General features: G+C 71.0%; 25 protein-coding genes. 10 read left to right on the top strand and 15 right to left on the bottom strand.

All coding sequences use genetic code 11. From position 1 onward, the window contains the following. Positions 1-60 precede the first annotated feature (60 nt). Complete coding sequence (locus C0216_RS04290) at positions 61-1620, top strand: ricin-type beta-trefoil lectin domain protein (protein WP_114053964.1); 1560 nt, start codon at positions 61-63, stop codon at positions 1618-1620. A 28-nt stretch (positions 1621-1648) separates the two neighbouring features. Here C0216_RS04290 and C0216_RS04295 read toward each other — a convergent pair whose 3' ends face one another. The 7 genes from C0216_RS04295 to C0216_RS04325 all read right to left on the bottom strand — a co-directional run bounded on the left by C0216_RS04295 (position 1649) and on the right by C0216_RS04325 (position 7544). Next, positions 1649-2416 (bottom strand): glycerophosphodiester phosphodiesterase, encoded by a 768-nt coding sequence (locus C0216_RS04295; protein WP_114053965.1) that lies wholly within the window; start codon positions 2414-2416, stop codon positions 1649-1651. Positions 2417-2521: 105 nt separating this feature from the next. Beyond that, positions 2522-2950: a hypothetical protein gene (locus tag C0216_RS04300; protein ID WP_114053966.1), complete on the bottom strand. Its 429-nt coding sequence runs from the start codon at positions 2948-2950 to the stop codon at positions 2522-2524. A 103-nt stretch (positions 2951-3053) separates the two neighbouring features. Further along, complete coding sequence (locus C0216_RS04305) at positions 3054-3494, bottom strand: hypothetical protein (protein ID WP_246042321.1); 441 nt, start codon at positions 3492-3494, stop codon at positions 3054-3056. Between the two features lie 625 nt (positions 3495-4119). Continuing rightward, on the bottom strand, positions 4120-4971 hold the full coding sequence (locus tag C0216_RS04310; RefSeq protein WP_281277906.1) for a helix-turn-helix domain-containing protein: 852 nt from the start codon (positions 4969-4971) through the stop codon (positions 4120-4122). Then, on the bottom strand, positions 4947-5465 hold the full coding sequence (locus tag C0216_RS04315) for a DUF6879 family protein (RefSeq protein WP_114053968.1): 519 nt from the start codon (positions 5463-5465) through the stop codon (positions 4947-4949). The genes C0216_RS04310 and C0216_RS04315 overlap by 25 nt, the downstream gene beginning before the upstream one ends. Beyond that, positions 5455-5652: a hypothetical protein gene (locus C0216_RS04320; RefSeq protein ID WP_114058446.1), complete on the bottom strand. Its 198-nt coding sequence runs from the start codon at positions 5650-5652 to the stop codon at positions 5455-5457. Before C0216_RS04320 ends, C0216_RS04315 begins: the two co-directional genes overlap by 11 nt. Before the next feature lie 224 nt (positions 5653-5876). Continuing rightward, entirely contained in the window at positions 5877-7544 is a 1668-nt protein-coding gene (locus tag C0216_RS04325) for a fumarate hydratase (RefSeq protein WP_114053969.1), read from the bottom strand. 146 nt (positions 7545-7690) lie between these two features. Here C0216_RS04325 and C0216_RS04330 point away from each other — a divergent pair, with 146 nt between their 5' ends. Continuing rightward, positions 7691-8404: a DUF1707 SHOCT-like domain-containing protein gene (locus tag C0216_RS04330; RefSeq protein ID WP_114053970.1), complete on the top strand. Its 714-nt coding sequence runs from the start codon at positions 7691-7693 to the stop codon at positions 8402-8404. 170 nt (positions 8405-8574) lie between these two features. Continuing rightward, positions 8575-8976, top strand: coding sequence for a WhiB family transcriptional regulator (locus C0216_RS04335; RefSeq protein WP_428985387.1), 402 nt, complete (start codon positions 8575-8577; stop codon positions 8974-8976). Positions 8977-9088: 112 nt separating this feature from the next. Here C0216_RS04335 and glpX read toward each other — a convergent pair whose 3' ends face one another. Further along, a complete protein-coding gene (glpX, locus tag C0216_RS04340; protein ID WP_114053972.1) occupies positions 9089-10120 on the bottom strand; it encodes a class II fructose-bisphosphatase in 1032 nt (343 codons plus the stop codon). A 238-nt stretch (positions 10121-10358) separates the two neighbouring features. Here glpX and C0216_RS04345 point away from each other — a divergent pair, with 238 nt between their 5' ends. Next, positions 10359-10904, top strand: coding sequence for a DUF4245 domain-containing protein (locus tag C0216_RS04345; RefSeq protein ID WP_174250495.1), 546 nt, complete (start codon positions 10359-10361; stop codon positions 10902-10904). Positions 10905-11006: 102 nt separating this feature from the next. Here C0216_RS04345 and C0216_RS04350 read toward each other — a convergent pair whose 3' ends face one another. From C0216_RS04350 to xseA, 3 genes are all read right to left on the bottom strand, one after another. Continuing rightward, the gene (locus C0216_RS04350) at positions 11007-11597 is read right to left on the bottom strand and encodes a malonic semialdehyde reductase (protein ID WP_114053974.1); all 591 of its coding nucleotides are present in this window, start codon (positions 11595-11597) and stop codon (positions 11007-11009) included. 148 nt (positions 11598-11745) lie between these two features. Continuing rightward, a complete protein-coding gene (locus C0216_RS04355; protein ID WP_114053975.1) occupies positions 11746-11982 on the bottom strand; it encodes an exodeoxyribonuclease VII small subunit in 237 nt (78 codons plus the stop codon). A 145-nt stretch (positions 11983-12127) separates the two neighbouring features. Beyond that, a complete protein-coding gene (xseA, locus tag C0216_RS04360) occupies positions 12128-13357 on the bottom strand; it encodes an exodeoxyribonuclease VII large subunit (protein WP_114053976.1) in 1230 nt (409 codons plus the stop codon). A 119-nt stretch (positions 13358-13476) separates the two neighbouring features. Between xseA and C0216_RS04365 the strand changes: the two genes are divergently transcribed. Both C0216_RS04365 and ppgK read left to right on the top strand, forming a co-directional pair. Continuing rightward, the gene (locus C0216_RS04365; RefSeq protein ID WP_114053977.1) at positions 13477-14484 is read left to right on the top strand and encodes a 4-hydroxy-3-methylbut-2-enyl diphosphate reductase; all 1008 of its coding nucleotides are present in this window, start codon (positions 13477-13479) and stop codon (positions 14482-14484) included. A gap of 21 nt (positions 14485-14505) precedes the next feature. Next, positions 14506-15255, top strand: a complete 750-nt coding sequence (gene ppgK, locus C0216_RS04370) for a polyphosphate--glucose phosphotransferase (RefSeq protein WP_114053978.1) — start codon at positions 14506-14508, stop codon at positions 15253-15255. Between the two features lie 36 nt (positions 15256-15291). On the opposite strand, the gene C0216_RS04375 is transcribed toward ppgK, so the two are convergent. Next, on the bottom strand, positions 15292-15822 hold the full coding sequence (locus C0216_RS04375; RefSeq protein ID WP_114053979.1) for a DUF6542 domain-containing protein: 531 nt from the start codon (positions 15820-15822) through the stop codon (positions 15292-15294). Between the two features lie 135 nt (positions 15823-15957). Between C0216_RS04375 and ychF the strand changes: the two genes are divergently transcribed. Then, on the top strand, positions 15958-17046 hold the full coding sequence (gene ychF, locus C0216_RS04380; protein WP_114053980.1) for a redox-regulated ATPase YchF: 1089 nt from the start codon (positions 15958-15960) through the stop codon (positions 17044-17046). Between the two features lie 134 nt (positions 17047-17180). Here ychF and C0216_RS04385 read toward each other — a convergent pair whose 3' ends face one another. The 3 genes from C0216_RS04385 to C0216_RS04395 form a co-directional block, all read right to left on the bottom strand. Further along, entirely contained in the window at positions 17181-17444 is a 264-nt protein-coding gene (locus tag C0216_RS04385) for a type II toxin-antitoxin system RelE family toxin (RefSeq protein WP_099130288.1), read from the bottom strand. Then, on the bottom strand, positions 17437-17706 hold the full coding sequence (locus C0216_RS04390; protein WP_114053981.1) for a type II toxin-antitoxin system Phd/YefM family antitoxin: 270 nt from the start codon (positions 17704-17706) through the stop codon (positions 17437-17439). The genes C0216_RS04385 and C0216_RS04390 overlap by 8 nt, the downstream gene beginning before the upstream one ends. A gap of 445 nt (positions 17707-18151) precedes the next feature. Next, positions 18152-19162 (bottom strand): SMP-30/gluconolactonase/LRE family protein, encoded by a 1011-nt coding sequence (locus C0216_RS04395; protein WP_114053982.1) that lies wholly within the window; start codon positions 19160-19162, stop codon positions 18152-18154. Between the two features lie 77 nt (positions 19163-19239). Between C0216_RS04395 and C0216_RS04400 the strand changes: the two genes are divergently transcribed. The 3 genes from C0216_RS04400 (at position 19240) to C0216_RS04410 (ending at position 22529) form a co-directional block, all read left to right on the top strand. Next, complete coding sequence (locus tag C0216_RS04400) at positions 19240-19677, top strand: MarR family winged helix-turn-helix transcriptional regulator (RefSeq protein WP_174250342.1); 438 nt, start codon at positions 19240-19242, stop codon at positions 19675-19677. Between the two features lie 515 nt (positions 19678-20192). Beyond that, entirely contained in the window at positions 20193-21221 is a 1029-nt protein-coding gene (locus C0216_RS04405) for an alpha/beta hydrolase (protein WP_428985478.1), read from the top strand. A gap of 198 nt (positions 21222-21419) precedes the next feature. Then, positions 21420-22529, top strand: a complete 1110-nt coding sequence (locus C0216_RS04410) for an alpha/beta hydrolase (RefSeq protein ID WP_114053983.1) — start codon at positions 21420-21422, stop codon at positions 22527-22529. Positions 22530-22532: the final 3 nt, after the last annotated feature.

Raw genomic sequence — 22532 nt, forward strand, 5'->3', positions numbered from 1 at the left:
TCCCTTCTCTCCTGCCGCTCGGTACATACCGGCGGTAACAGCGATCTCGGGGAGGCGTACATGACACGTACAGGTGCGAAACCCAGGCTCAGATCTACCCTCGCCGCCCTCGCGGCGGCCGCGGCCGCCCTCGGGGGCGCCACCGCCGTCACCCCACCGGCCCACGCGGCGCCGGCGGCCGCGGCGGCCGGCACCGCCAGCACCGCCACCACCACCGCCGGCAAGCCGCTGCCGGCCGCGCTGGAGGCCGTACGCGCCGCCGAGGCGACCCGCATCTACGGCGACCCGGCCGTCCGCCCCATGGCCGCGCGCAAGACCGCTCTGATCTCCCTCGGCGACAGCGAGATCTCCGGCGAGGGCACCGGCACCTACGACCCGGCCACCAACACCCCGGCCAACCAGTGCCACCGCTCGCCCGAGGCCGCCGTCCACCGCACCGGCATCCCCGCCGACCTCACCTTCAACGCGGCCTGCTCCGGCGCGTACACCGGCAACATCCGCATCGGCGGCACCCCCCAGTACGCCGATGAACTCGTCCAGAGCGACACCCTCGCCATCAAGGCCCGCAACACCCGCATCACCATGGTCCTGCTCGTCGCCGGCGCCAACGACGACCTCCAGTTCGGCCCCGTCATGACCGACTGCGTCACCCGCTGGATCCTCTCCCAGGGCGCCTGCGAGCCCGCGTACGCCCCCGGCTGGCAGGCCCGCGTCGACGCCCTGCGGCCCAAGGTCGAGGCCACCGTCGCCGACCTCAGGACCACCATGCGCGACGCCGGCTACGCCGACGGCGACTACCGCCTCGTCGTCATGGGATACCCGAGCCCCATCGGCCCGGACTTCCGCGACAACCCCGCCTTCCCGGGCAAGCTGCCCGGCGGCTGCGCCGGGTACGACTCCGACGCCGCCTGGGGCCGCAACCACGCCGTCCCCGCCTTCGAGGAGGGCATCCGCGCCGCCGCCCGCGCCTCCGGCGCCGTCTACCTCGACAACTCCCGGCTCTTCCACGGCCACGAGGTGTGCATGGAGGACACCTGGGCCCGCGGCCTGTACCTCGACCTCGCCGACCACTTCCCGTGGGACGAGGACACCGCCCGCCAGTCCTTCCACCCGAACACCCGCGGGCACGCCGCCTTCGCGTCCTGCCTCACCCAGCTGTACGCCTCCGGACTGCGCGAGGCCTCCTGCGCCGACCCCGCCTCCACCGGCACCCCGGTCCTCACCCCCGGTGCCTGGGACGACCTCTTCGGCCCCCTGCGCCACCCGGCCACCGCGAACTGCCTCGACGCGGACGGCGCCTCCAGCGCCAACGGCACCCGCGTCCTCGCCTGGGACTGCCACGGCGGCCGCAACCAGGGCTGGTGGTACGACGCCCACCGCCGCTCGCTCCACACCGAACTCACCCACGACCGCTGCCTCGACGTCCCCGGCGGCGACTACCGCGCGGGCACCGGCACCGTCCTGTGGAACTGCCACGGCGGGGCCAACCAGCAGTGGCTCCGCGACGGCGGCACCCTGCGGCCCGCCGCCGCCCCGGGCCTCTGCCTGACGGTCACGGACCCGCGCCGGCCGGCCCGCCTCCAACCCTGCGACGGCACGCCGGCCCAGCGCTTCACGTAAGGCGCCGGCCGCCGGACCGGCGGGTGCCTCACCGCCGGTCCAGGTACTCCCGTACCTCCCGGGGCCGGTTCGTGATCAGCGTGTCCACGCCGAGGCGCAGGCACAGCTCGACGTCCTCGACCTCGTCCACCGTCCACACCCGCACCCGCAGCCCCTTGGCCTTCAGCCGCCCCACCAGCCCCGGGTCCTTGCGGACGAGGTCGATGCCCGGCCCGGCGTGGCCCGCGAACGGCGGCCGCGGCGGGCGCACGGCCCGCTCGATCAGGTACACCGCGGGCAGCCCCGGCGCCAGCCGGTGCAGCCGCATCAGCGCGGTACGGGAGAAGCTCATCACCTCCACCAGCCCCTCCGCCCCGTCGGCCAGCCCGTGGTCCTTCAGGACCCGCACCAGCTCGGCCTCCAGCCGGCCCCCGGCCCGCGTCGGGTGCTTCGTCTCCACGGCGAGCCCGACGGGCCGGCCCGCGGCGAGGGCCTCCTTCAGCAGGTCCTCGAAGAGCAGCACCTGCGCGCCGCGGTGCCCGGCGCCCTTCCAGGAGCCGAAGTCGAGCGCGGCGAGCTGCTCGTACGTCATGGCGGAGACGATCCCCCGCCCGTCGGAGGTGCGGTCGACACGCCGGTCGTGCACGCACACCAGCCGCCCGTCGGCACTGAGCCGCACGTCGCACTCCAGCGCGTCGGCCCCGTCGGCGATGGCCTGCCGGTAGGCGGCGAGCGTGTGCTCGGGGTGCTCGTGCGAAGCCCCGCGGTGGGCGACGACCCGCACACCGCGGGCCCCGGAAAACGCCTGGTAGGTCATGCGCCCCACGCTATAGCCCCACCCCCCGGCCCCCCGACAGGGCACCGCCGGCACACGCCGCACCACCCGGCACCTCCGCACCCGGCCCACCGCCGCGGAAGGAGGTCAGGCCCGGTAGAGCGTCGGGCGCTCTGCCACCTGGTCCGGGGTGAGGCCTTCGACGGTCAGGTTCCCTGTCCACAGGTGGTCGCGGTTGGCGTAGACCGCATCGAACCGGACGCGCTTGCCGCCGGGCTCCAGCTTCCACCCCCGTTCCCGGAACTGCCCGATGCGGCCGCTGCCGCAGACGAAGGCGCGGGTGGCTTGAGTGAGCACCCATTGCGCCAGTTCGTTCTCGCTGGCGGTGGGCCGTCCGCAGATGCGGGCCATCTGCCACAGGCGTCCCCACTCGACTCCGGGGGTCAGAGGGCCGACGACTGCGACGTCTCCGATTCGCCGTCCGTCCAGGTGGTGCGTGGTGTAGCCGAAGACCACGCCGAACATGGCGAACACGGTGACCCGGCTGCTGCCGGTCAGACCCTCGTCGGATGCCATGGGCGGTACCTTCGCTCAGGGGAGGACCCGGGTACCTGTGACGTGCCCGGGCCCTCCTTCGTACGAGCGGATCACGACCTGACCCGCGTGTCCTGGGAGTGAGTCAGCACCCGTCGCCGTCGCCGCAGCAGGCGGGCGGGTTGCAGCCCTTCGCGGCGCCCCACATCCCCCCGTCGACGTAGAAGCCGGCCGCCTCGATCCGCTCCACCACGGAACCGATCAGGGGGCGGGTTCGAACGGTGGCCTTCGGTTCGTGGTGCAGGAAGTAGCCGAACTGTTCCTGACACCAGGCGGCGTAGGCGGTGGTGTGGAGCGCGAACGAGTGCCACCCGGGGTCTACGGTGTTCGACGGGGTCATGTCGAACGCGCGGGCGTCGCCCATGACCTTGAGGAACGCCAGGGCCTGGTCCACGATGTTGCGGGCCGTGGAGAGTTCGTGTCCGTACTCCTCGGCGCAGAACTCGGAGACCTTCTCGAACAGCTCGGGACTGACGAGGTCCCGACCGTGCCGCAAGGCGGCGGGCCCTTCAGCCGTGGTCGTCATCGTGTGGCTCCTTTCGTTGGTGTTGTTGGTGCTGGTGTCGGGGTTCAGGCCGTGGGCGGGGGCGGGAACTGATCCCCGCCCGAGCCCCTGCCGCCGGACTTCCTTCGCGCGTCGTTCACAGCGGGCGCACGTCCTCGGGGTGTCCGTATTCCTCGCTTCACCACCGGATCGGCTCCAGCGTGCCGCCGGAACAGGCCGGGCACGGCACCTTGTGCGTGTACTTGCAGGTCCGGCACCCCTCGAAGCCGCAGCAGTCCGGGCACCAAATGCCGCTGTGCCCGGCACAGAGCCCGCAATGCGCCGGGGTGAACCTCTGAGCCGGTTGCGGCCAAGGCGGTGGCTTCTCGGGTGCCGTGGGCTTCACGGCCGGGACCGCAGTCACCGGCGGGCCCTCTCGGGCACACAGGTGGTGTGCCAGTAGGCGACGACGGGATCCCCGTCCGGCCGACCGAGCATTCCCCGCCGGGCGGGACGGTCGAGCCGAATGGGCCTGAGACACGACGGGCACGTCTCACGCTTCAGCGTGTACGTCGCGTACTCGAAGCTGTCCGTTCTGGTTGCCATCGCGCACCCCTCGCCACTTCGGGAATCGACAGCCAATGCTGGCCGGGTGCGATGCGACGTTCTAGCCGGTTTCCTGTTCGCGCAAGAACTCGTCTCGGATCACTTCAAGCATTGAGCGCATGGCGTTGCCGGATAGCGCAACTGAGGCGAACCCTTCGAATTTTTGCACATACAGTGCCACATCCCGAGGGTCGGTCACGATAATCTCCGCATGAACGGTCTCAACGGTTACCGTTCGATCATCCCGGATGGCGAAGGCGTGATTGGCTATATCCCCTTGGTGTGCGCTCAAGGAGACGATTCGGATGTCTACGTTCGGCAGGCGGGAAAGGAAGGCAAGCCTGTCGATCTGTTCGGCCATCCGGGCGGCTGAGACGATGCGCCACCGCAGTACAGGCTCGGTGATGACGAACTGGAGACGCTTGGCCGAGTCGTAAAGCGCCTGCTGGCGTTCCATGCGGGCGCTGACGGTTCGAGAAAGCATGTCCTCGCCGAGGCCGTGCCTGGAGAGAATCGCGTGAATGTATTCGGGCGTCTGCAGCAGGCCCGGCACCAAGGCCGGCTGAAAGAGTCGCAGCAGCGTCATTTGGGCCTCCAGGGCCCGTGTCTGCTGTTGTGCCTTATGCAGGCCCATTCGGCGGATGAGGCGCCAGGCTGTGGTCTCTGTTGCCGCCGCCCTGACGGCCTCCAGGTACTCCTCCTTGACTTCATCCGACACGCCGATGGCCGTAAGGATGCACTCAACGTCGGTGGCGGAAGGGGCGACCTTGCCGGTCTCGATCTTGCTTAGCTTGCTGGCAGACATGACAGCGCTACGGGCAACGGCTTTGGCTTCCTTTCCGGATGCCTGCCGTAGCGCCCGCAGCGCGGCTCCCAGCTGTGCTCTGTTCACTCCCCGTACTTCGACCACCAATCGGTGAACGGTACGGCGTGTGTCATGGCCGTATCGCGGTAGGTGCGGAATTCCTCTGCGCGCCCCTCGGGGAGAATGTCGGCGCCCAGGAACGCTCCGTCGTCCGAGTAGCGCATCACTCCCGGCGTCAGATTGTCCATCAGCCAGAAATCTGGAACCCCAGCAAGGGGGTTGGGGCGTTCAGTGATGTCGAGGATGAAGAATTCTTCCCCGCCCGTCATGTTTTTCGTGTATCCCCAGCCGAGCTCGAAGCGCAGATACGGAGTGAGAGGGCGTGCAAGGATATGCACGCGGTAGATGCGTCGGCCCCTGCTGGTGTGCGAACGCAGCTCTGACACCCACGCGTCGTTGTAGTCGGACGGCTGAGGCTCGCCCGCGAGGAACGCTCCGTAGGCTTCCGTGTTCCCCGACTTGCCGTAGTCGGCCAGAGTCTCCAGCCGGAACGCCTCACGTTCGAACGCGTCGAAGAGTTCGCCAAGATTCTTAGGCGCCACGAAGACCCTTCCGGATCAGATCGAAGATCAGTTGTTCCGGGATCTCCACCACCGTCTCGTGGCGAGGAATGTCCAACCCGTGGGCGGCCGGGGTCTCACCTTGCACCAGCAGCGTGCCTCTGTCGGTGAGGTAGATGGTCGGGCAGTCCTTGAGGTCACAGGTGCTGACGAGCTTGGTTACCTTCACGGGTCCCCTCCTGGCGCGTTGCGTGGTGTCCTCCTCGATGCTTTCGATCAACTGGCCTGAGGCGCAAGGGGTTCGAGTTTCCGGAACGGGAAACAGACGGCAGTGAGTGGTGGGTCCGGACTCTGCGGGCTCCCAGGGCGCTGCAGTGGGCCCAGGGGCGGCAGGTAAGGCGAGGGCCCCCGACGGCTACCGTCGGGGGCCCTCAGGGTGGCGGGGATGCCGGGCTACGCCAGGCCGGGGCCGCGGACCGGGATGTGGGTGAACGTCGGCTCCGGGGCCGGGTTCTGAAAGAAGTCGTTGCCCTTGTCGTCCACCACGATGAACGCCGGGAAGTCCTCCACCTCGATCTTCCAGACCGCCTCCATGCCGAGCTCCTCGTACTCCAGGACCTCGACCTTCTTGATGCAGTCCTGCGCCAGGCGCGCCGCCGGGCCGCCGATCGAGCCCAGGTAGAAGCCGCCGTGCGTGCCGCACGCGTCCGTGACCTGCTGCGAGCGGTTGCCCTTGGCCAGCATGACCTTCGAGCCGCCCGCCGCCTGGAACTGCTCGACGTACGAGTCCATGCGCCCCGCCGTGGTCGGGCCGAAGGAGCCCGAGGCGTAGCCCTCGGGGGTCTTCGCCGGGCCGGCGTAGTAGACGGGGTGGTCCTTGAGGTACTGCGGCATGTCCTCGCCCGCGTCCAGCCGCTCCTTGATCTTGGCGTGCGCGATGTCGCGCGCCACGACCAGCGGGCCGGTCAGCGACAGCCGGGTCTTGACCGGGTGCTTCGTCAGCGTCGCGAGGATCTCCTTCATCGGCTGGTTCAGGTCGATGGAGACGACGTCGGACGCGGAGTCCAGGTGCTCTTCGGTGGTGTCCGGCAGGAAGCGCGCCGGGTCCCGCTCCAGCTGCTCCAGGAAGACGCCCTCGGCGGTGATCTTCGCGACGGCCTGGCGGTCCGCGGAGCAGGACACGGCGATGGCGACGGGGCAGGACGCGCCGTGCCGGGGGAGGCGGACCACGCGGACGTCGTGGCAGAAGTACTTGCCGCCGAACTGGGCGCCGATGCCGAGCTTCTGCGTCAGCTCGAAGACCTTCTCCTCCAGCTCCAGGTCGCGGAAGCCGTGGCCGAGCGGCGAGCCCTCGGTGGGGAGCTCGTCCAGGTAGTGCGCGGAGGCGTACTTCGCGGTCTTCAGGGCGTGCTCGGCGGAGGTGCCGCCGACGACGATCGCCAGGTGGTACGGCGGGCAGGCCGCGGTGCCCAGCGAGCGGATCTTCTCCTCCAGGAACCTCATCATGGAGGCCTCGTTCAGGACGGCCTTGGTCTCCTGGTAGAGGAAGGACTTGTTCGCCGAGCCGCCGCCCTTGGCCATGAACAGGAACTTGTACGCGCCGCCGTCCGTCGCGTACAGCTCGATCTGCGCCGGCAGGTTCGAGCCGGTGTTCTTCTCGTCCCACATCGTCAGCGGGGCCATCTGCGAGTAGCGCAGGTTCAGCCGCGTGTACGCGTCGTAGATGCCGCGGGAGAGGGCCTCCTCGTCGCCGCCCGCGGTCAGGACGTTCTGGCCGCGCTTGCCCATCACGATCGCCGTGCCGGTGTCCTGGCACATCGGCAGCACCCCGGCGGCCGCGATGTTGGCGTTCTTCAGCAGGTCGAGGGCGACGAACTTGTCGTTCGCGGAGGCCTCGGGGTCGTCGATGATGCGGCGCAGCTGCGCGAGGTGGGCCGGGCGCAGGAAGTGCTGGATGTCGTGGATGGCCTCTTCGGCGAGCTTGCGCAGCGCCTCGGGCTCGACCTTGAGGAACGTACGGCCGTCGGCCTCGAAGGTCGAGACGCCCTCGGAGGTCACCAGCCTGTACGGCGTGGTGTCCTCGCCCAGGGGCAGCAGGTCGGTGTACGCAAACTCTGGCATGACGGCAGTCATCCTCACTCGGCGGGAGCGCTGGCGACCGGATTGGCAGCGCGCAACCAGCGTAGGACCTCCCTGTGGGCGCTTGTCTGTGAGGTAAGGCTCACCGGGAACTATCGCGATCTATCGTGTCTCGCTAGACTGCTGACATGGACCTGGAAAAGCACCCCGCCGCGCCCGCCGCGCCAGCTGCCCCCGCCGCGCCCGCGGCCCCGGCCCCGGGCGGCCTGCGCGCCTCCGACGCGGACCGGGACCGGATCGCGCGGATCCTGGCCGACGCCGTCGCCGAGGGCCGGCTCACGCCGGAGGAGCACTCCGAGCGCCTCGACTCGCTGTACGCCCGCAAGACCATCGCCGAGCTGGACGTGCTGGTCCAGGACCTCCCGGCACCGGGATCCGCCGCCGGGTCCGCGCCCGCCGGGGCCGCGTACGCCCCCGCGTACGCCGGCACGGGCTCCGGCGCGCGCCCCGGCCCCGCCGAGACGGTCGTCGCCGTGTTCAGCAGCAGCGCCCGCAAGGGCCGCTGGCGCCCGCCGGCGCACACCCGGGCCGTGTCGGTGATGGGCGACATCAGCATCGACCTCACCGAGGCCGTCTTCGAGCAGCAGGTCACCGAGATCGAGGTGACGTGCGTCCTCGGCAACGTGGAGGTCCTGGTCCCGGAGAACGTCACCCTCCGCGGCCACGGCAGCGGCGTCCTCGGGAACTTCGAGGTCAGCGGCAACACCGCCGGCAGCGTCGACCCGAACGCCCCCGTCGTGATCATCCGCGGATTCGCCCTGCTCGGGAACATCGAGGCCCGCCCGAAGCTCGGCGCCCGCCTCGTCGACCTCGCCCGCAAGCTCCGCAAGCACCTCCAGTAGACGCCGGACTCCGGGCGCCGGACGCCGGGCGCCGGGCAGCTCCGAGGTCGCATTTCGGTCTACTTCCGCCGGAGTCCCGGCCGCGCCGCACGCAGTGCATAGGGCCGCGTACAGCGGGTAGGGACAGGTGCATCGTCTCTCGCTTGCGTATCCGTCGTCAGGAGTAGACCGTGCAGCATCCGCCGCATCAGTCCCTGCAGGTAGCCGCCGTACAGAGCCTTCAGGCGCGTCCGACAGCCGTGCCGAGGCCGCGGATGCCGGCGCGGCAGGAAGAGGACGGCCCCTGGCACGCGGAGGCGGTGTGCCGCCGGGACGAAGCGGGACTGTTCTTTGCCCCCTCCAAGGAGCCCACGGCGGCCCGGCTCTCCCGCGAGGAGGCCGCCAAGCGGGTGTGCGCGCGCTGCCCCGTGATGGTCGCCTGCCGTGAGCACGCCCTGCTGCAGCCCGAGCCGTACGGCGTGTGGGGCGGGCTCACCGCCGCCGAGCGCCGCGTCGTGCTCGCCCGCAGGCGCCGCCGCGCGGCCGAACTCCGCCAGACCCCGGGCGCGGGGACGATAGCCGCCGCGGGCTGAGCCCCGTACACGGCACGCGAGAGGGGCGGTCCCGCCGCACACGGGAACCGCCCCTCTCGCTGTGCCGGCGGCAGCCGCCGGCCCGGGTGCGCTCGTACGGGCGCTCCAGCCGCTACTGCGCCCGGTCGAAGTCGATCGCGCTGTACGCGCGCAGCTTCGACAGGCGGTGCGTGGAGTCGATCTTGCGGATCGTGCCCGACTTCGAGCGCATGACCAGGGAGGACGTCGTCGCGGTCTCCGAGCGGTAGTGCACACCGCGCAGCAGCTCGCCGTCCGTGATGCCGGTGGCGACGAAGAAGACGTTCTCGCCGGACACCAGGTCGTTCGTGGTCAGGACGCGGTCCAGGTCGTGGCCCGCGTCGACGGCCTTCTGCCGCTCCGCCTCGTCCTTGGGCCACAGCTTGCCCTGGATGACACCGCCCAGGCACTTGATGGCGCAGGCCGAGATGATGCCCTCCGGGGTGCCGCCGATTCCCATCAGGAGGTCGACGCCGGTACCCTCGCGGACCGCCATGACCGAGCCGGCGACGTCGCCGTCGGAGATGAACTTGATGCGGGCGCCCGTCTCGCGGATCTCCCGGACGATTCCCTCGTGGCGGGGGCGGTCCAGGATGACGACGGTGACGTCCTCGACGGCCATGTTCTTGGCCTTCGCGACGCGGCGGATGTTCACCGACACCGGGGCGTTGATGTCGACGAAGTCGGCCGCCTCCGGGCCCGTGACCAGCTTCTCCATGTAGAACACCGCGGACGGGTCGAACATGGTGCCGCGGTCCGCGGCCGCCAGCACGGCGATCGCGTTCGGCATGCCCTTGGCGTTCAGGGTGGTGCCGTCGATCGGGTCGACGGCGATGTCGACCTCGGCGCCGGAGCCGTCGCCGACCCGCTCGCCGTTGTAGAGCATCGGGGCTTCGTCCTTCTCGCCCTCGCCGATGACGACGACGCCGTTCATCGAGACGGTGGAGATCAGGGTCCGCATCGCGTTGACCGCCGCACCGTCGGCGCCGATCTTGTCACCGCGCCCGACCCAGCGGCCCGCGGCCATGGCGGCGGCCTCGGTCACCCGGACGAGCTCCAGGGCGAGGTTGCGGTCGGGGGCCTCGGGGGCGACTTCGAGCTGGGGCGGCAGGTTGTGCTCGGTCATCGGAGCGCACCTTTCTGTACGACGACGGCCGGGAAGGTGAGGGTGTGGGAACTCTATCGTCACGTCGACAAACTGAGCAGACCGGGTCACGTATGAGCGGAATATTGGTCAGGGGTTTGTCCTGAGCGGACGCCTTGCGTACGCCATGGGTACGGCGCCCCGGCGCGCCGCGCGCCCGGCGCACCCACCCCGGCGGAGATCGCCGCCGGCGATGGGGGACGATGGGGGCGTGGCAGGTATGAAGGGCAAGCAGACGGTCTGGGACATGGTCCGGTCGCTGGCGGTCATCGGCGTGGTCGTGGCGGGGATCTACATGTTCGTCCCGCACGACGACGAGGCCGATCCGACGCACGTCGTCGACTACCGGGTGGAGACGCTCACCGCCCGGCGCGCGGCGCCGTACCCGCTCGCGGCGCCGGTGGGGCTGCCAAAGGAGTGGCGGGCGACCTCGGTGACGTTCGACCGGCGCGAGGCCCACCGCTGGCACCTCGGCTTCCTCGACCCGCGGAACCAGTACGTCGCCGTCGAGCAGTCCAGCGACTCCTCCGCCGGGTACCTGTCCGAGGTCACCCAGAAGGCGAAGGCCACCGGGCAGACGCAGCAGGTCGGCGGCGTGGAGTGGGAGCGCTGGGAGGGCGAGAAGTACGACGCCCTGGTCCGGCAGGAGCAGGGCCACGTGACGGTGGTGACCGGAACCGCGCCGTTCGAGGACCTCGGCACGATGGCGGCGGCGCTGGAGTTCAAGAAGGCCGACACGCCCGCTCCGGCCGGGCAGGCCGGGTAGGCCGACCGGGGCGCCAGGCGTCCCGACAGGCGGACGGCCCCGCACTCCCGGGGGAACCGGGAGGCGGGGCCTTCGCGTGCGTGCGGGGTGGGCGGGCGGCCGTCAGACGGTGGTGATGACCTCGTCGATGGCCAGGCGCGGGCCGCGCGGGTGCCAGGCGTCCGGGCCGGGCTTGCCGATGTTGACGACCATCAGCGGGGTGTGGTCGTCGTCGAGGAACTCCTTCTGGACGCCCGCGTAGTCCAGGCCGCCCATCGGGCCCGCGGCCAGGCCGGCGGCGCGGACGCCGACGATGAAGTACGCGGCCTGCATGGCTGCGTTCATCACCGCGGACTGCTCACGGGCCGGGCGCTCGCTGAAGAAGATGTCCTTGGCCTGCGGGAAGTGCGGCAGCAGGGCCGGCAGCTCCTCGTGGAACTCGTTGTCCGCGGAGAGGATCGCGACGAGCGGCGCGGCGGCGGTCTTGGCCTGGTTGCCCTCGGCCATCAGGTTCACGAGGCGCTCGCGGGCCTCGGGGGAGCGCACGAGCGTGATGCGCAGCGGCGTCGAGTTGAAGGCGGTGGGGCCGTACTTGACCAGGTCGTAGATCGCCTGGACCTGCTCCTCGGTCACCGGCTCGTCGGAGAAGGTGTTGGCGGTGCGAGCCTCGCGGAACAGCAGGTCCTGGGCGGCGGGGTCAAGAACGAGGGACATGGGAAAGCCTTCTTCCATGCGGAGAGGTGCAGCGATGCACTGACTGTACGCCGAAATTAGTCGAACTTTCAACTAAATCCGGCCGCCAGTGGCTGGGATCACCCTCCGGCCGACGGCCGCGGAGGCCCGGCTTCCGGCCCCGGCCGCCTCAGGCGTCCCCGCCCTCCCGGCCCTCCCCGGTCTCCTCGCGCGCGGCGATCGCCGAGTCCAGCCGGGCGCGGGCGCCCTCCAGCCAACGCCGGCACACTGCCGCCAGCTCCTCGCCCCGCTCCCAGAGCGCGAGCGACTCCTCCAGCGAGGTGCCTCCCGCCTCCAGCCTGCGGACGACCTCGATCAGCTCGTCGCGGGCCTGCTCGTAGCCCAACGCAGTGTTCTCTGCTGCCATTCCCATTCCGCCTCGGATCTCGTCCACCCAGGTGCAACATGCACATGATTCGTCAAGTCGGCCGGGCAGCCGCCCGGTCGGAGCCCTCCCGCCGCCCGGTCGGAGCCCTCCCGCCGCCGGCCCGTCCGGCCGCCGCCCGGCCCGTTCAGCCGCCCGCCGCGGGCCCGCTGTCGGCCACCCGGACGCAGAACTCGCCCTCCGCGACCCGCGCCCGCAGCTCCTCGCCCGGCGGGGCCTCCTCAGGTGAGCGCACCACGTGCCCGTCCGCCCGCTGGAGCACCGCGTACCCGCGCTCCAGCGTCGCCGCCGGCGACAGCGCCACCACCCGCGCCAGCGTGTGCGCCAGCTCCGAGTCGGCCCGGTCCAGCAGGTGCCGCAGCGTCCGCCGGCTCCGCCCGAGCAGCGCCTCCAGCTCGTCCTCGCGGGCCTCCACCATCCGCTGCGGGTGCACGAAGACCGGCCGTGCCAGCGCATGCGCCAGCCCCCGCTCCTCCCGGTCGAGCAGCGCCCGCACGGCGCGCAGGCCCCGCCCGCGCAGCTGCTGCACCCGCTCCAGCTCCTCGCCGACGTCCGGTACGACCTTCTTCGCGGCGTCCGTGGGCGTCGAGGCGCGCAGGTCCGCGACCAGGTCCAGCAGCGGCGAGTCCGGCTCGTGCCCGATCGCCGAGACGACCGGCGTGCGGGCCGCGGCGACGGCCCGGACGACCTCCTCGTCGGAGAACGGCAGCAGGTCCTCCACGCTGCCGCCGCCGCGCGCCACGATGATCACGTCGACCTCGGGCAGGTCGTCGAGCTCCTTGACGGCCTGGACCACCTGCGGCACCGCGTGCACCCCCTGCACCGCCACGTTGCGCACCTCGAAGCGGACCGCCGGCCACCGCCGGCGCGCGTTCTCCAGGACGTCCCGCTCGGCCGCCGACGCCCGCCCCACCACCAGCCCGATCAGCTGCGGCAGGAACGGCAGCGGCTTCTTGCGGTCCAGCGCGAACAGCCCCTCGGAGGCCAGCGAGCGCTTGAGCCGCTCCAGCCGGGCCAGCAGCTCCCCGATCCCGACCGGCCTTATCTCCGCCGCGCGCAGCGACAGCTGCCCCCGCGGCGCGTACCACTCCGGCTTGGCCAGGACCACGACCCGCGAGCCCTCGGTCACGGCGTCCGCGACGTCGTCGAAGACCTGCCGGAAGCAGGTCACGCCGATCGAGACGTCGTGCGCGGGGTCGCGCAGCGTCAGGAACACCACCCCCGCCCCCGGCCGCCGCGACAGCTGGGTGATCTGCCCCTCCACCCACACCTGGCCGAGCCGGTCGATCCAGCCCCCGATGAGCCGGGACACCTGGCCGACGGGCAGCGGCGCCTCGGCCGACGTATTCAGACCCATGCAGGCAGGCTAGCCGCCCGCACCGACACCGTCTGCCGTACCCGCGCCGCGGCCCGCCCCGCCGCCCGCGCCGCCGCCGCGCCCGTACGGGCGTACCGGCTGCGCGGCACCCCCGTACGATGGACCGCATGAGTGCTGCCGCCGCCCCTGCTCCCGCTTCCCGCCGCGTCCTGCTCGCCGCCCCGCGCGGCTACTGCGCCGGCGTGGACCGAGCCGTGATCGCCGTCGAGAAGGCCCTGGAGCAGTACGGGGCGCCGGTGTACGTCCGCCACGAGATCGTGCACAACAAGTACGTCGTCGAGACGCTCCGCAAGAAGGGCGCCATCTTCGTCGAGAAGACGGAGGAGGTACCCCCGGGCAACATCGTGATGTTCTCGGCGCACGGCGTGGCCCCCGTCGTGCACGAGGAGGCGGCCCGCGGCAGGCTCGCCACGATCGACGCGACCTGCCCGCTCGTCACGAAGGTCCACAAGGAGGCCGTCCGGTACGCCAAGGACGACTTCGACATCCTCCTGATCGGCCACGAGGGCCACGAGGAGGTCATCGGCACCTCCGGCGAGGCCCCGGACCACATCACGATCGTCGACGGCCCCGACGACGTCGACAAGGTCGTCGTCCGCGACGAGTCCAAGGTCGTCTGGCTGTCGCAGACCACCCTGTCCGTCGACGAGACGATGCAGACGGTCGACGCGCTCAAGACCAAGTTCCCGCTGCTCGTCTCCCCCCCGAGCGACGACATCTGCTACGCCACCTCCAACCGGCAGGCCGCCGTCAAGGCGATGGGCGCCGACTCCGACCTCGTGATCGTCGTCGGCTCGAAGAACTCCTCCAACTCCATCCGCCTCGTCGAGGTCGCCCTCGACGCCGGCGCGCGCGCCGCCCACCTCGTCGACTACGCGAGCGAGATCGACGAGGCCTGGCTGGACGGCGTCACCACCATCGGCCTGACCTCCGGCGCCTCCGTCCCCGAGGTCCTCGTCGAGCAGGTGCTCGAATGGCTGGCCGAGCGGGGCTTCGCGGACGTCGAGATCGTCAAGACCGCCGAGGAGTCGATCACCTTCTCGCTGCCGAAGGAGCTCCGCCGGGACCTGCGCGCCGAAGCCGCGGGCCTGGTCGCAGACCAGTAGCGGGTTCCGTACCGTGAGTCCATGCAGCTCTTCGGTGTGGACATCGGCGGTACGGGGATCAAGGGCGCGCCCGTGGACCTCGACCGCGGCGACCTGGCGCAGGAGCGCCACAAAGTTCTGACACCGCAGCCGGCGACCCCCGACGGGGTGGCCGGCTGCGTCGTCGAGGTGGTCCGCCACTTCGGCTGGGACGGCCCCGTCGGGGTGACCTTCCCCGGCGTCGTCACGGGCGGCACGATCCGTACGGCCGCCAACATGGACCCGGGATGGATCGGCGTCGCGGCGGCGGACGTGCTCTCGCAGCGGCTCGGCGGCCGGCCCGTCACCGTCCTCAACGACGCCGACGCGGCCGGGGTGGCCGAGATGGCGTACGGCGCCGGCAAGGGGCGCGGCGGCACCGTCATGATGCTCACGCTCGGCACCGGCATCGGCAGCGCCCTCTTCACGGACGGCAGGCTCGTCCCCAACACCGAGCTCGGACACCTGGAGCTCAGGGGGCACGACGCGGAGAAGCGGGCCTCGGTCAAGGCCAAGGAGGACCAGGACCTCAGCTGGGAGCGGTGGGCGCGCCGGCTGCAGCGGTACCTGGCGCACGTGGAGATGCTGTTCTCCCCGGACCTCTTCATCCTCGGCGGCGGCGTCAGCCGCAAGCCGGAGAAGTTCCTGCCGCTGATCGAGGGGATCCGGGCCGAGATCGTCCCGGCGGTGCTGCAGAACAACGCGGGCATCGTCGGCGCGGCGATGGCGGCGCGGACGTCGGCGCCGCGGTAGGGCGGGGGGCGGCGGCTTCGCCGGCCGGGCGGAAGGTCAGCCGGCCCGGCGGGGGACCCTCTGCCGCCCCATCAGCACCGCCTTGCGGACGACCGCGATGAGCGCGGCGGCGAGCGTGCCCGCGTACAGCCAGCCGGCGTGCAGCGACAGCGCGGACACCACGCCCATGACCTGCGCGCCGAAGCCGCCCGAGTCCCCGGAGATCGGCCAGACCCCGGCGGCGAAGGCGATCGGCGCGGAGATCGGCGCGGTCACCAGGTCGGCAGGCCGCACCCACAGGGCCGTCGCGGACGCCACCGGCACGAACAGTAGCCCGTACACGAACAGCGAGCCGCCGAACAGCAGCCAGGCGAGCCCGGCGACGAGCAGCATCGACGCGCACGCGAAGAGACCGCCGCCCAGCCCCGTCAACCGCGGCCGCGGCAGCCGGCCGCGCCGCACCGGCAGGGGCCGCGGCCGGCCGCCGCCCTGCGCGGGGACACCGGCCGCGGCGGGCCCGCCGCGGGCGGGGCGCCGCGGCTGCTGTCGCTGCGGGTGATCCGCCGGACGCGTCCTGTATGGCTCCACCCCACCAAACTAGGCGCGGCGGCCCTCCGATCCGTGCGGGGACACGCGTACACCGACCGCCGCTCATCGGAAAGTAAACTGTCCGGTGGCCCGCGCCCGGGCCGTCGCCCCCTCCAGCTACGGGAAGTCGCCAACGTGTCGCTCACGATCGGAATCGTCGGCCTGCCGAATGTCGGCAAGTCGACCCTGTTCAACGCCCTGACCAAGAACGACGTGCTGGCGGCCAACTACCCGTTCGCCACCATCGAGCCGAACGTCGGCGTCGTCGGTGTGCCCGACGCCCGCCTGGGCAAGCTGGCCGAGGTCTTCGGGTCGCAGCGGATCCTGCCCGCCACGGTCGACTTCGTCGACATCGCCGGCATCGTGCGCGGCGCGAGCGAGGGCGAGGGCCTGGGCAACAAGTTCCTGGCGAACATCCGCGAGTCGGACGCGATCTGCCAGGTCATCCGCGCGTTCAAGGACGAGAACGTCGTCCACGTCGACGGCAAGGTCTCGCCGAAGGACGACATCGAGACGATCAACACCGAGCTGATCCTCGCCGACCTGCAGACCATCGAGAAGGTCCTGCCGCGCCTGGCCAAGGAAGCCCGCATCAAGAAGGACATCGGCCCGAAGGTCGCGGCGGTCGAGGCCGCGAAGGAGATCCTGGAGAAGGGCGACACCCTCTTCTCGCAGGGCATCGTCCAGGGCTCCGACAAGGCCGAGCTGCTGCACGACCTGCACCTCCTGACGACCAAGCCCTTCCTCTACGTCTTCAACGTGGACGAGGACGAGCTGACGGACGACGCCTTCAAGGAGGAGCAGCGCGCGCTGGTCGCCCCGGCCGAGGCGATCTTCCTGAACGCCAAGCTGGAGGCGGACCTCGCCGAGCTCGACGAGGAGGACGCCATGGAGCTCCTCCAGTCCGTCGGCGCCGAGGAGCCCGGCCTGGCCACCCTGGCCCGCGTCGGCTTCGACACCCTGGGCCTCCAGACGTACCTGACGGCCGGCCCGAAGGAAGCCCGCGCCTGGACGATCAAGAAGGCCGCCACGGCCCCCGAGGCGGCCGGCGTGATCCACACCGACTTCCAGAAGGGCTTCATCAAGGCGGAGGTCATCTCCTTCCAGGACCTGGTCGACTGCGGCTCGGTGGCCGAGGCCCGCGCCAAGGGCAAGGCCCGCATGGAGGGCAAGGACTACGTCATGCAGGACGGCGACGTGGTGGAGTTCCGCTTCAACGTGTAGTCGTGCACTTGCTGTACGTGACGTGATTGGTCAAATGTGCAGCTCAGAAGGGGTCGGACTCTGTCGAGTCCGACCCCTTCGTCGTCACCGTGCTGGATGGGTGCTGGATATTCTGACGTGGAGTCAGCGGGTGATCAGGTCTCGTAAACGGTGGACCGGTGTCCCACGTGAACGACCCAGATCACCAGCTCGCCGTTGTCGATCGTGTAGACGACGCGGTAGTCGCCGACGCGAAGACGGCGTCGTTCCGGCTGTGACACGAGTGCGGTGGTGTTGAAGCCGAGAGGGTCGGTCTCCAGCTCGGTCAGCTTGGCCAGGATGCGCAGCGCCATGTCGCGGGGGATCTTCCGAAGCTCGGCCTGCGCCTCGGGGCGGAAGACGGTTCGGTACTCACTCACCGCGCGCCAGCGTCTCCCTCATGATGTCCTCGATCGGGATGCCGGGTGCTGGGTTGGCCATGCGCTCGTCGATGATCCGATTGATCTCGCGCTCTTCCCACTCCTGGTACCTGCGCAGCACCTCAATGGAGACGACGGCCGCGACTTCCTTGCCTCGGCGCGTGATCACTGTGGGTACATCGTCGCGGTCTGCGCGCTCCACGACCTCCGCCAGGTGTGCTCGCACGTCGCGAATGGACTCTATGGGCAGTGGCTGCGTCATGCGCGCAAGCGTACCGAGTGTCCCATGTGTACACAATGTCGCCGGCGGGAGGCCTGCCCCCGCCGCGGACGCGCGTGCTGGATGTCCTGGATCAACCCGCACGGTGCTGGATTGGTGCTGGACAACCACTTCCAGGACCACGATTTCGCAGGTCGCAGCTCTGTGCTGAACGTTCCACTGCAACGTGTGAGCGGATGAAAGAACACCACGTCGCTGACGTGGCAAACATACAGGTCAGAGGGGGCGAGGCCCCCAGAGGCGACCGCCTTCCGTTTTCCGCGCCGGAGGGCGCGGCCCGTGCTGGACGGCGTTGGGATGGGGCAGACGTGGCCGTGCCACCGGCTCTGCGGCGACAGCGTGAAGGCGAGGGCTCCGTCCATGGGCTCGGTGTGGCGAGGTGTCTCGGGGAGGCGTTCCGGGTCCTCCGCGAACCGGCCTTCCGTGGTCAGAGGCCGCGGACCTCCGCGATCGTGAAGGCCGTGGGGTCGCCGTTGTTGCCGGCCGGGCCGCCCCTGTCGAACTGGGAGCGGACCACCAGGGTGCGGCCGCGGGTGTGGGCCAGGGTCGTCGGGATCTGGAGGGACGGGTCCGTGACCGTGCGGGTCAGGCGGGCTCGGGTGCCGTCCCCGTTCGTGCGCCAGCGGGTCAGGGTGTTCGTCGTGTTGTGGACGACGCGGAGGGTGCCGTCCGCGGCGAGGTCGATGCCGTCGCCGTTGCGGAGGTTGCCGCCCTCCAGGGCGACGCGCGTGATCGCGCCGCTGCACAGGTCGATCCGGAACAGCTCGCCCGCGACCATGTCGACCGTCAGCAGGTAGCGGCCGCGCGGGTCGGCCGTGATGCCGTTGAGGCTGAACCGGCGGTCCGGGAGGCGGGTGAGCGTGGGGGTCAGGTCGTACGCCGGTTGCAGGACGCCCCCGCCCGTCGCGAGCTGGGCGCGGGTGACGCGGTAGACCACGGCCCGGATGCTGTCCGTCAGGTATGCCGTTCCGTCCGGTGTGATCGTCAGGTCGTTGACGAAGCGCGGGCCGGTGCCCGGGACGTCGAAGCGGGCCAGGCGGGTTCCGGAGCGGGTGTCGTACACCGTGACGCCGGCGGTGGAGTCGGTCACCCACAGGCGCCCGCGGCCGTCGACGCGCAGGCCGTTCGCCGTGCGGCGGCCGTCCGTGCCGGCCGGCAGGAACACCTCGGCGCGGGAACGGCCGGGAAGGGCCCGGTAGACGGTGCCGTCCGCGTACGAGCCGACGTACACGGCGCCGGTGCGCGGGTCGGCGGCTATGCCCTCGGGGTAGACCCGCTCGCCGGGGAGCGTGAAGGCGGTGGAGATGCGGGCGTGCGACGCCGCCGTGTGCGCGGAGGGCGCGGCCGGGGCGGCCGCCGCCGGGCCGGCCCCGGCCGACACCGACGCGGCCAGCGCGAGCAGCGTTACGGCCAGATTCTTCTTCTGCTGCGACAGCATTGTGTGACCTCTTCCGAGTTGGTGGGTGCGAATTTATGTTAGAGGTCTAATGAATGCAAGGGGCTTAGGATGGCCGCATGACCTCCATGTCCCCCGAGGAGCGGATCGGCTCGCACGTCAAGCGGGCCGAGCAGGCGCTGCTCGCGGCGAAGAACGCCGCGCTCAAGCCCGCCGGGGTGACGGTCCCCCAGTACGCGGCCCTGCTCTGGCTGGCCGAGAAGCCCGGCATCTCCGCCGCCGCCCTGGCGCGGCTGTGCGGGGTGACGCCGCCGACCATGACGACCGTGCTGAAGAACCTCCAGGAGCGCGGGCTCGTCGAGCGCAGCCCCCACGAGTGGCACCGCAACGTCCTGGAGACCCGCCTCACCGCCGAGGGCCGGGCCGTCATGGAGCAGGCCGACGCGGGCGCGGTGCGGGTGGAGCGGGCGCTCGCCGCCGCCTTCACCGACGAGGAGCGGGAGCTGCTGGTCCGGCTGCTGGGGCGGTGCGGCGAGGTGCTCGACGCCCAGAGGTGACGACGGGGCGGGAGGTGTCGCGAGGCTGCGGCCCGGCCAGGTTTTCTGCCGCGTTCGGGAACTGACTGCGCGATTCGCACATCAGAACCAGGGGGAAGTCCAGCCGTTTGTCCCAGCCCCGGGGGCAGCCATGACCGTTCGGAGCCAAGTTCGTGCACCAGTACCCGCAGCGCCCGCGGCCTGACGACCAGCCGCACCCGCAGCACAGGCCCGCAGGGCCGTACGAGGCCGGGCAGCCGCAGCAGCCGCAGCAGCCGTACGCCTCGCAGGGCGCGCCGTACGGGGCCCCGTACGGCGAGGCCGGGCAGCAGCAGTACGGGCAGCAGCAGTACGAGCAGCAGCAGTACGAGCAGCACGGGCGCGGGCCGTACCAGGCCGGCCCCCCGGTCCCGCCGCCCCCCGGTCCGCGCCCCCACCCGGACGGCGGCGACCGGTACGACGACGCGTACGACGACGCGTACGACGACGAGCCGCGCCCCCGCCGCTCGCGCCGCGCGATATGGATCAGCGCCGTCGTGGTGCTCGCCCTGCTGCTCGGCGGCGGAGGCTTCGCCGCCTGGAAGCTGGAGTGGTTCTCCGGCAACGGCGAGGCCGTCAGCTTCGGCAAGACCCCTGCCTCCGGCTCCGGTGGCGAGGCCGGCAAGGCGGGCGGCGCGCCGACCGAGGCCGCGCCCAGCGGCGACCCTGACGTGCAGATGCCGACCGGCCCGAAGGCCCAGTTCAAGCAGACCGCCAAGCTCGACGACGGCACGATCGTCGCCAAGACGACGCTGGTGGGCGCCAAGTCCGGCTTCACCGGCGACGTGTGGGTGTGGGCGCCCAAGCAGTACGACGACCCGAAGTACGCCAAGAGCGGCTTCCCGGTGCTCATCGCGCTGCCCGGCGGTGAGGGCTACCCGACCAACTACTGGGCCGACCGCAGCCTCGGCCTGCACAAGGCCATCAGTGACGGAGTCGCGGCCGGCACCAGCCTGCCGTACGTCGTGATCATGCCGGTGCTGAACCCCGACAACAAGTACTACTACGACGGCTCCGACATCCCCGGCCGGCCCAAGATGGGCACCTGGATGGCCGAGGACGTCCCGGACTTCGCCAAGGCGAACTTCCGCACCTACAAGTCCCGCGACGGCTGGGCCTTCATGGGCTCCTCGTCCGGCGCCTTCGTCGGCATGAAGACCGTCCTCCAGCACCCGGACAAGTTCAAGGCCGTCATCGCCAGCGGCGGCGAGATCGTCCCGGACTCCCCGCTGTGGAAGGGCCACCAGGCGGAGATGGACGCGAACAACCCGGAGAAGCTCGCCAAGAAGCTGATCGACCGCAAGGGCCCGGAGGTGTACATCAACTTCCAGATCGGCACCAAGGAGGGCGGCAAGGACCGGATGGTCAAGTTCCAGCAGGAGTACGGCAAGGGACCCATCAAGACCACCATCCGCGACATCCAGAACGGCGAGCACAACGGCTGGCACTACGTCCGGGGCATGAAGGAGGGCTCCCTGGAGTGGATCAGCAAGGTGCTCAAGGCTCCCAAGCCCGAGGCCGGCTGACCTGCCCCCGGGATCCGCAGGCCGCCGCGGCCCCGTCGCCCCCGCGGGCGGCGGGGCCGCCGCGGTTCACGCGCCCCACGTCACACCCGTCCCAGGCAACCCTCCCCGTCGTTGAGCCCTCTGTAAGGGGTGTAAGGGGGACCGATCGGTCCGACCCCGCGCCCCCAGCGGGCGCCGGAGAGGGAACGGGACAATTCCGTGCAGCATGACCAGCTTCAGGGCGAGCGCCGCGACGCGGCCGGGGAAGGCCCCGTGACCGCGGGCCGCCCCCGCCCCAGGCGCCTGCGCAGGCTTCTGATCGGTGGCGGGCTCGCCTTCGTGCTCACCGCCGGCGGCGGTGCGGCCGCCTACAAGTTCGGCCTCTTCTCGGACATAGGGGATCCCATGTCCTTCGAGAAGGCCAAGAAGCCCGTGGCGGCCTCCGCCGAGGCCGTCCCGTCCGGGGTCAGCCTGCCGACCGGCCCGAAGGCCTCGTTCATCCGCACCAGCCGCCTGCCGGACGGCACGCAGATCGCCAAGACGACCCTGAAGGGGCCGAAGTCCGGGTTCACCGGCGACGTGTGGGTGTGGGTCCCCAAGGAGTACGACGACCCGAAGTACGCCAGGAGCGCCTTCCCGGTCCTGATCTCCCTGCCGGGCGGCCGCGGCTACCCGAAGAACTACTGGGGCACCGGCCCCGGCCTCGGCCTCCAGCAGGCCGTGGCAGACGGGGCGAAGGCCGGGAAGAGCCTGCCCTTCATCCTCGTCATGCCGGTGATCAACGCCGACACCAAGAACCACTTCGACGGCTCGGACATCCCCGGCCAGCCGAAGATGGGCACCTGGATGGCGGATGACGTCCCCGACTTCACCCGGGCCAACTTCCGCACCTTCACCTCCCGCGACGGGTGGGCCTTCATGGGCTCCTCCTCGGGCGGCTTCGGCGCCTTCAAGCACGTCCTGAAGCACCCCGACCGCTTCAAGGCGGTCATCGCGAGCGGCATCGACATCGTCCCCGACTCCCCGCTGTGGAAGGGGAACAGGCAGGCGATGGACGAGAACAACCCCGAGAAGCTCGCCGCCCGGCTGATTGCCGCCGGCGGCCCGGACGTCTACGTCAACTTCCAGATCGGCACCGCCGAGTCCGGCCGCGACAAGGCCGAGAAGTTCATGAAGGAGTACGGCAGGGGCCCCGTGCACACCCGGCTGCAGGTGATCCAGGATGGTCAGCACAACGGAAAGTCGTACGTGCGCGGCATGAGGGAGGGCTCCCTGGAGTGGATCAGCAAGGTGATGTCTGCACCGACCCCCGACCCCGGCGTGCGCTGACCG

This window comes from Streptomyces globosus (assembly GCF_003325375.1).
Taxonomy (GTDB): domain Bacteria; phylum Actinomycetota; class Actinomycetes; order Streptomycetales; family Streptomycetaceae; genus Streptomyces; species Streptomyces globosus_A.

Excerpts from the sequence above, each read along its gene's own strand:
- C0216_RS04290 (WP_114053964.1), top strand. The coding sequence starts at position 61 with ATGACACGTACAGGTGCGAAACCCAGGCTCAGATCTACCCTCGCCGCC.
- C0216_RS04295 (WP_114053965.1), bottom strand. The coding sequence starts at position 2,416 with ATGACCTACCAGGCGTTTTCCGGGGCCCGCGGTGTGCGGGTCGTCGCC.
- C0216_RS04300 (WP_114053966.1), bottom strand. The coding sequence starts at position 2,950 with ATGGCATCCGACGAGGGTCTGACCGGCAGCAGCCGGGTCACCGTGTTC.
- C0216_RS04305 (WP_246042321.1), bottom strand. The coding sequence starts at position 3,494 with ATGACGACCACGGCTGAAGGGCCCGCCGCCTTGCGGCACGGTCGGGAC.
- C0216_RS04325 (WP_114053969.1), bottom strand. The coding sequence starts at position 7,544 with ATGCCAGAGTTTGCGTACACCGACCTGCTGCCCCTGGGCGAGGACACC.
- C0216_RS04330 (WP_114053970.1), top strand. The coding sequence starts at position 7,691 with ATGGACCTGGAAAAGCACCCCGCCGCGCCCGCCGCGCCAGCTGCCCCC.
- glpX (WP_114053972.1), bottom strand. The coding sequence starts at position 10,120 with ATGACCGAGCACAACCTGCCGCCCCAGCTCGAAGTCGCCCCCGAGGCC.
- C0216_RS04345 (WP_174250495.1), top strand. The coding sequence starts at position 10,359 with ATGAAGGGCAAGCAGACGGTCTGGGACATGGTCCGGTCGCTGGCGGTC.
- C0216_RS04350 (WP_114053974.1), bottom strand. The coding sequence starts at position 11,597 with ATGTCCCTCGTTCTTGACCCCGCCGCCCAGGACCTGCTGTTCCGCGAG.
- C0216_RS04355 (WP_114053975.1), bottom strand. The coding sequence starts at position 11,982 with ATGGCAGCAGAGAACACTGCGTTGGGCTACGAGCAGGCCCGCGACGAG.
- xseA (WP_114053976.1), bottom strand. The coding sequence starts at position 13,357 with ATGGGTCTGAATACGTCGGCCGAGGCGCCGCTGCCCGTCGGCCAGGTG.
- C0216_RS04365 (WP_114053977.1), top strand. The coding sequence starts at position 13,477 with ATGGACCGCATGAGTGCTGCCGCCGCCCCTGCTCCCGCTTCCCGCCGC.
- ppgK (WP_114053978.1), top strand. The coding sequence starts at position 14,506 with ATGCAGCTCTTCGGTGTGGACATCGGCGGTACGGGGATCAAGGGCGCG.
- C0216_RS04390 (WP_114053981.1), bottom strand. The coding sequence starts at position 17,706 with ATGACGCAGCCACTGCCCATAGAGTCCATTCGCGACGTGCGAGCACAC.
- C0216_RS04395 (WP_114053982.1), bottom strand. The coding sequence starts at position 19,162 with ATGCTGTCGCAGCAGAAGAAGAATCTGGCCGTAACGCTGCTCGCGCTG.
- C0216_RS04400 (WP_174250342.1), top strand. The coding sequence starts at position 19,240 with ATGACCTCCATGTCCCCCGAGGAGCGGATCGGCTCGCACGTCAAGCGG.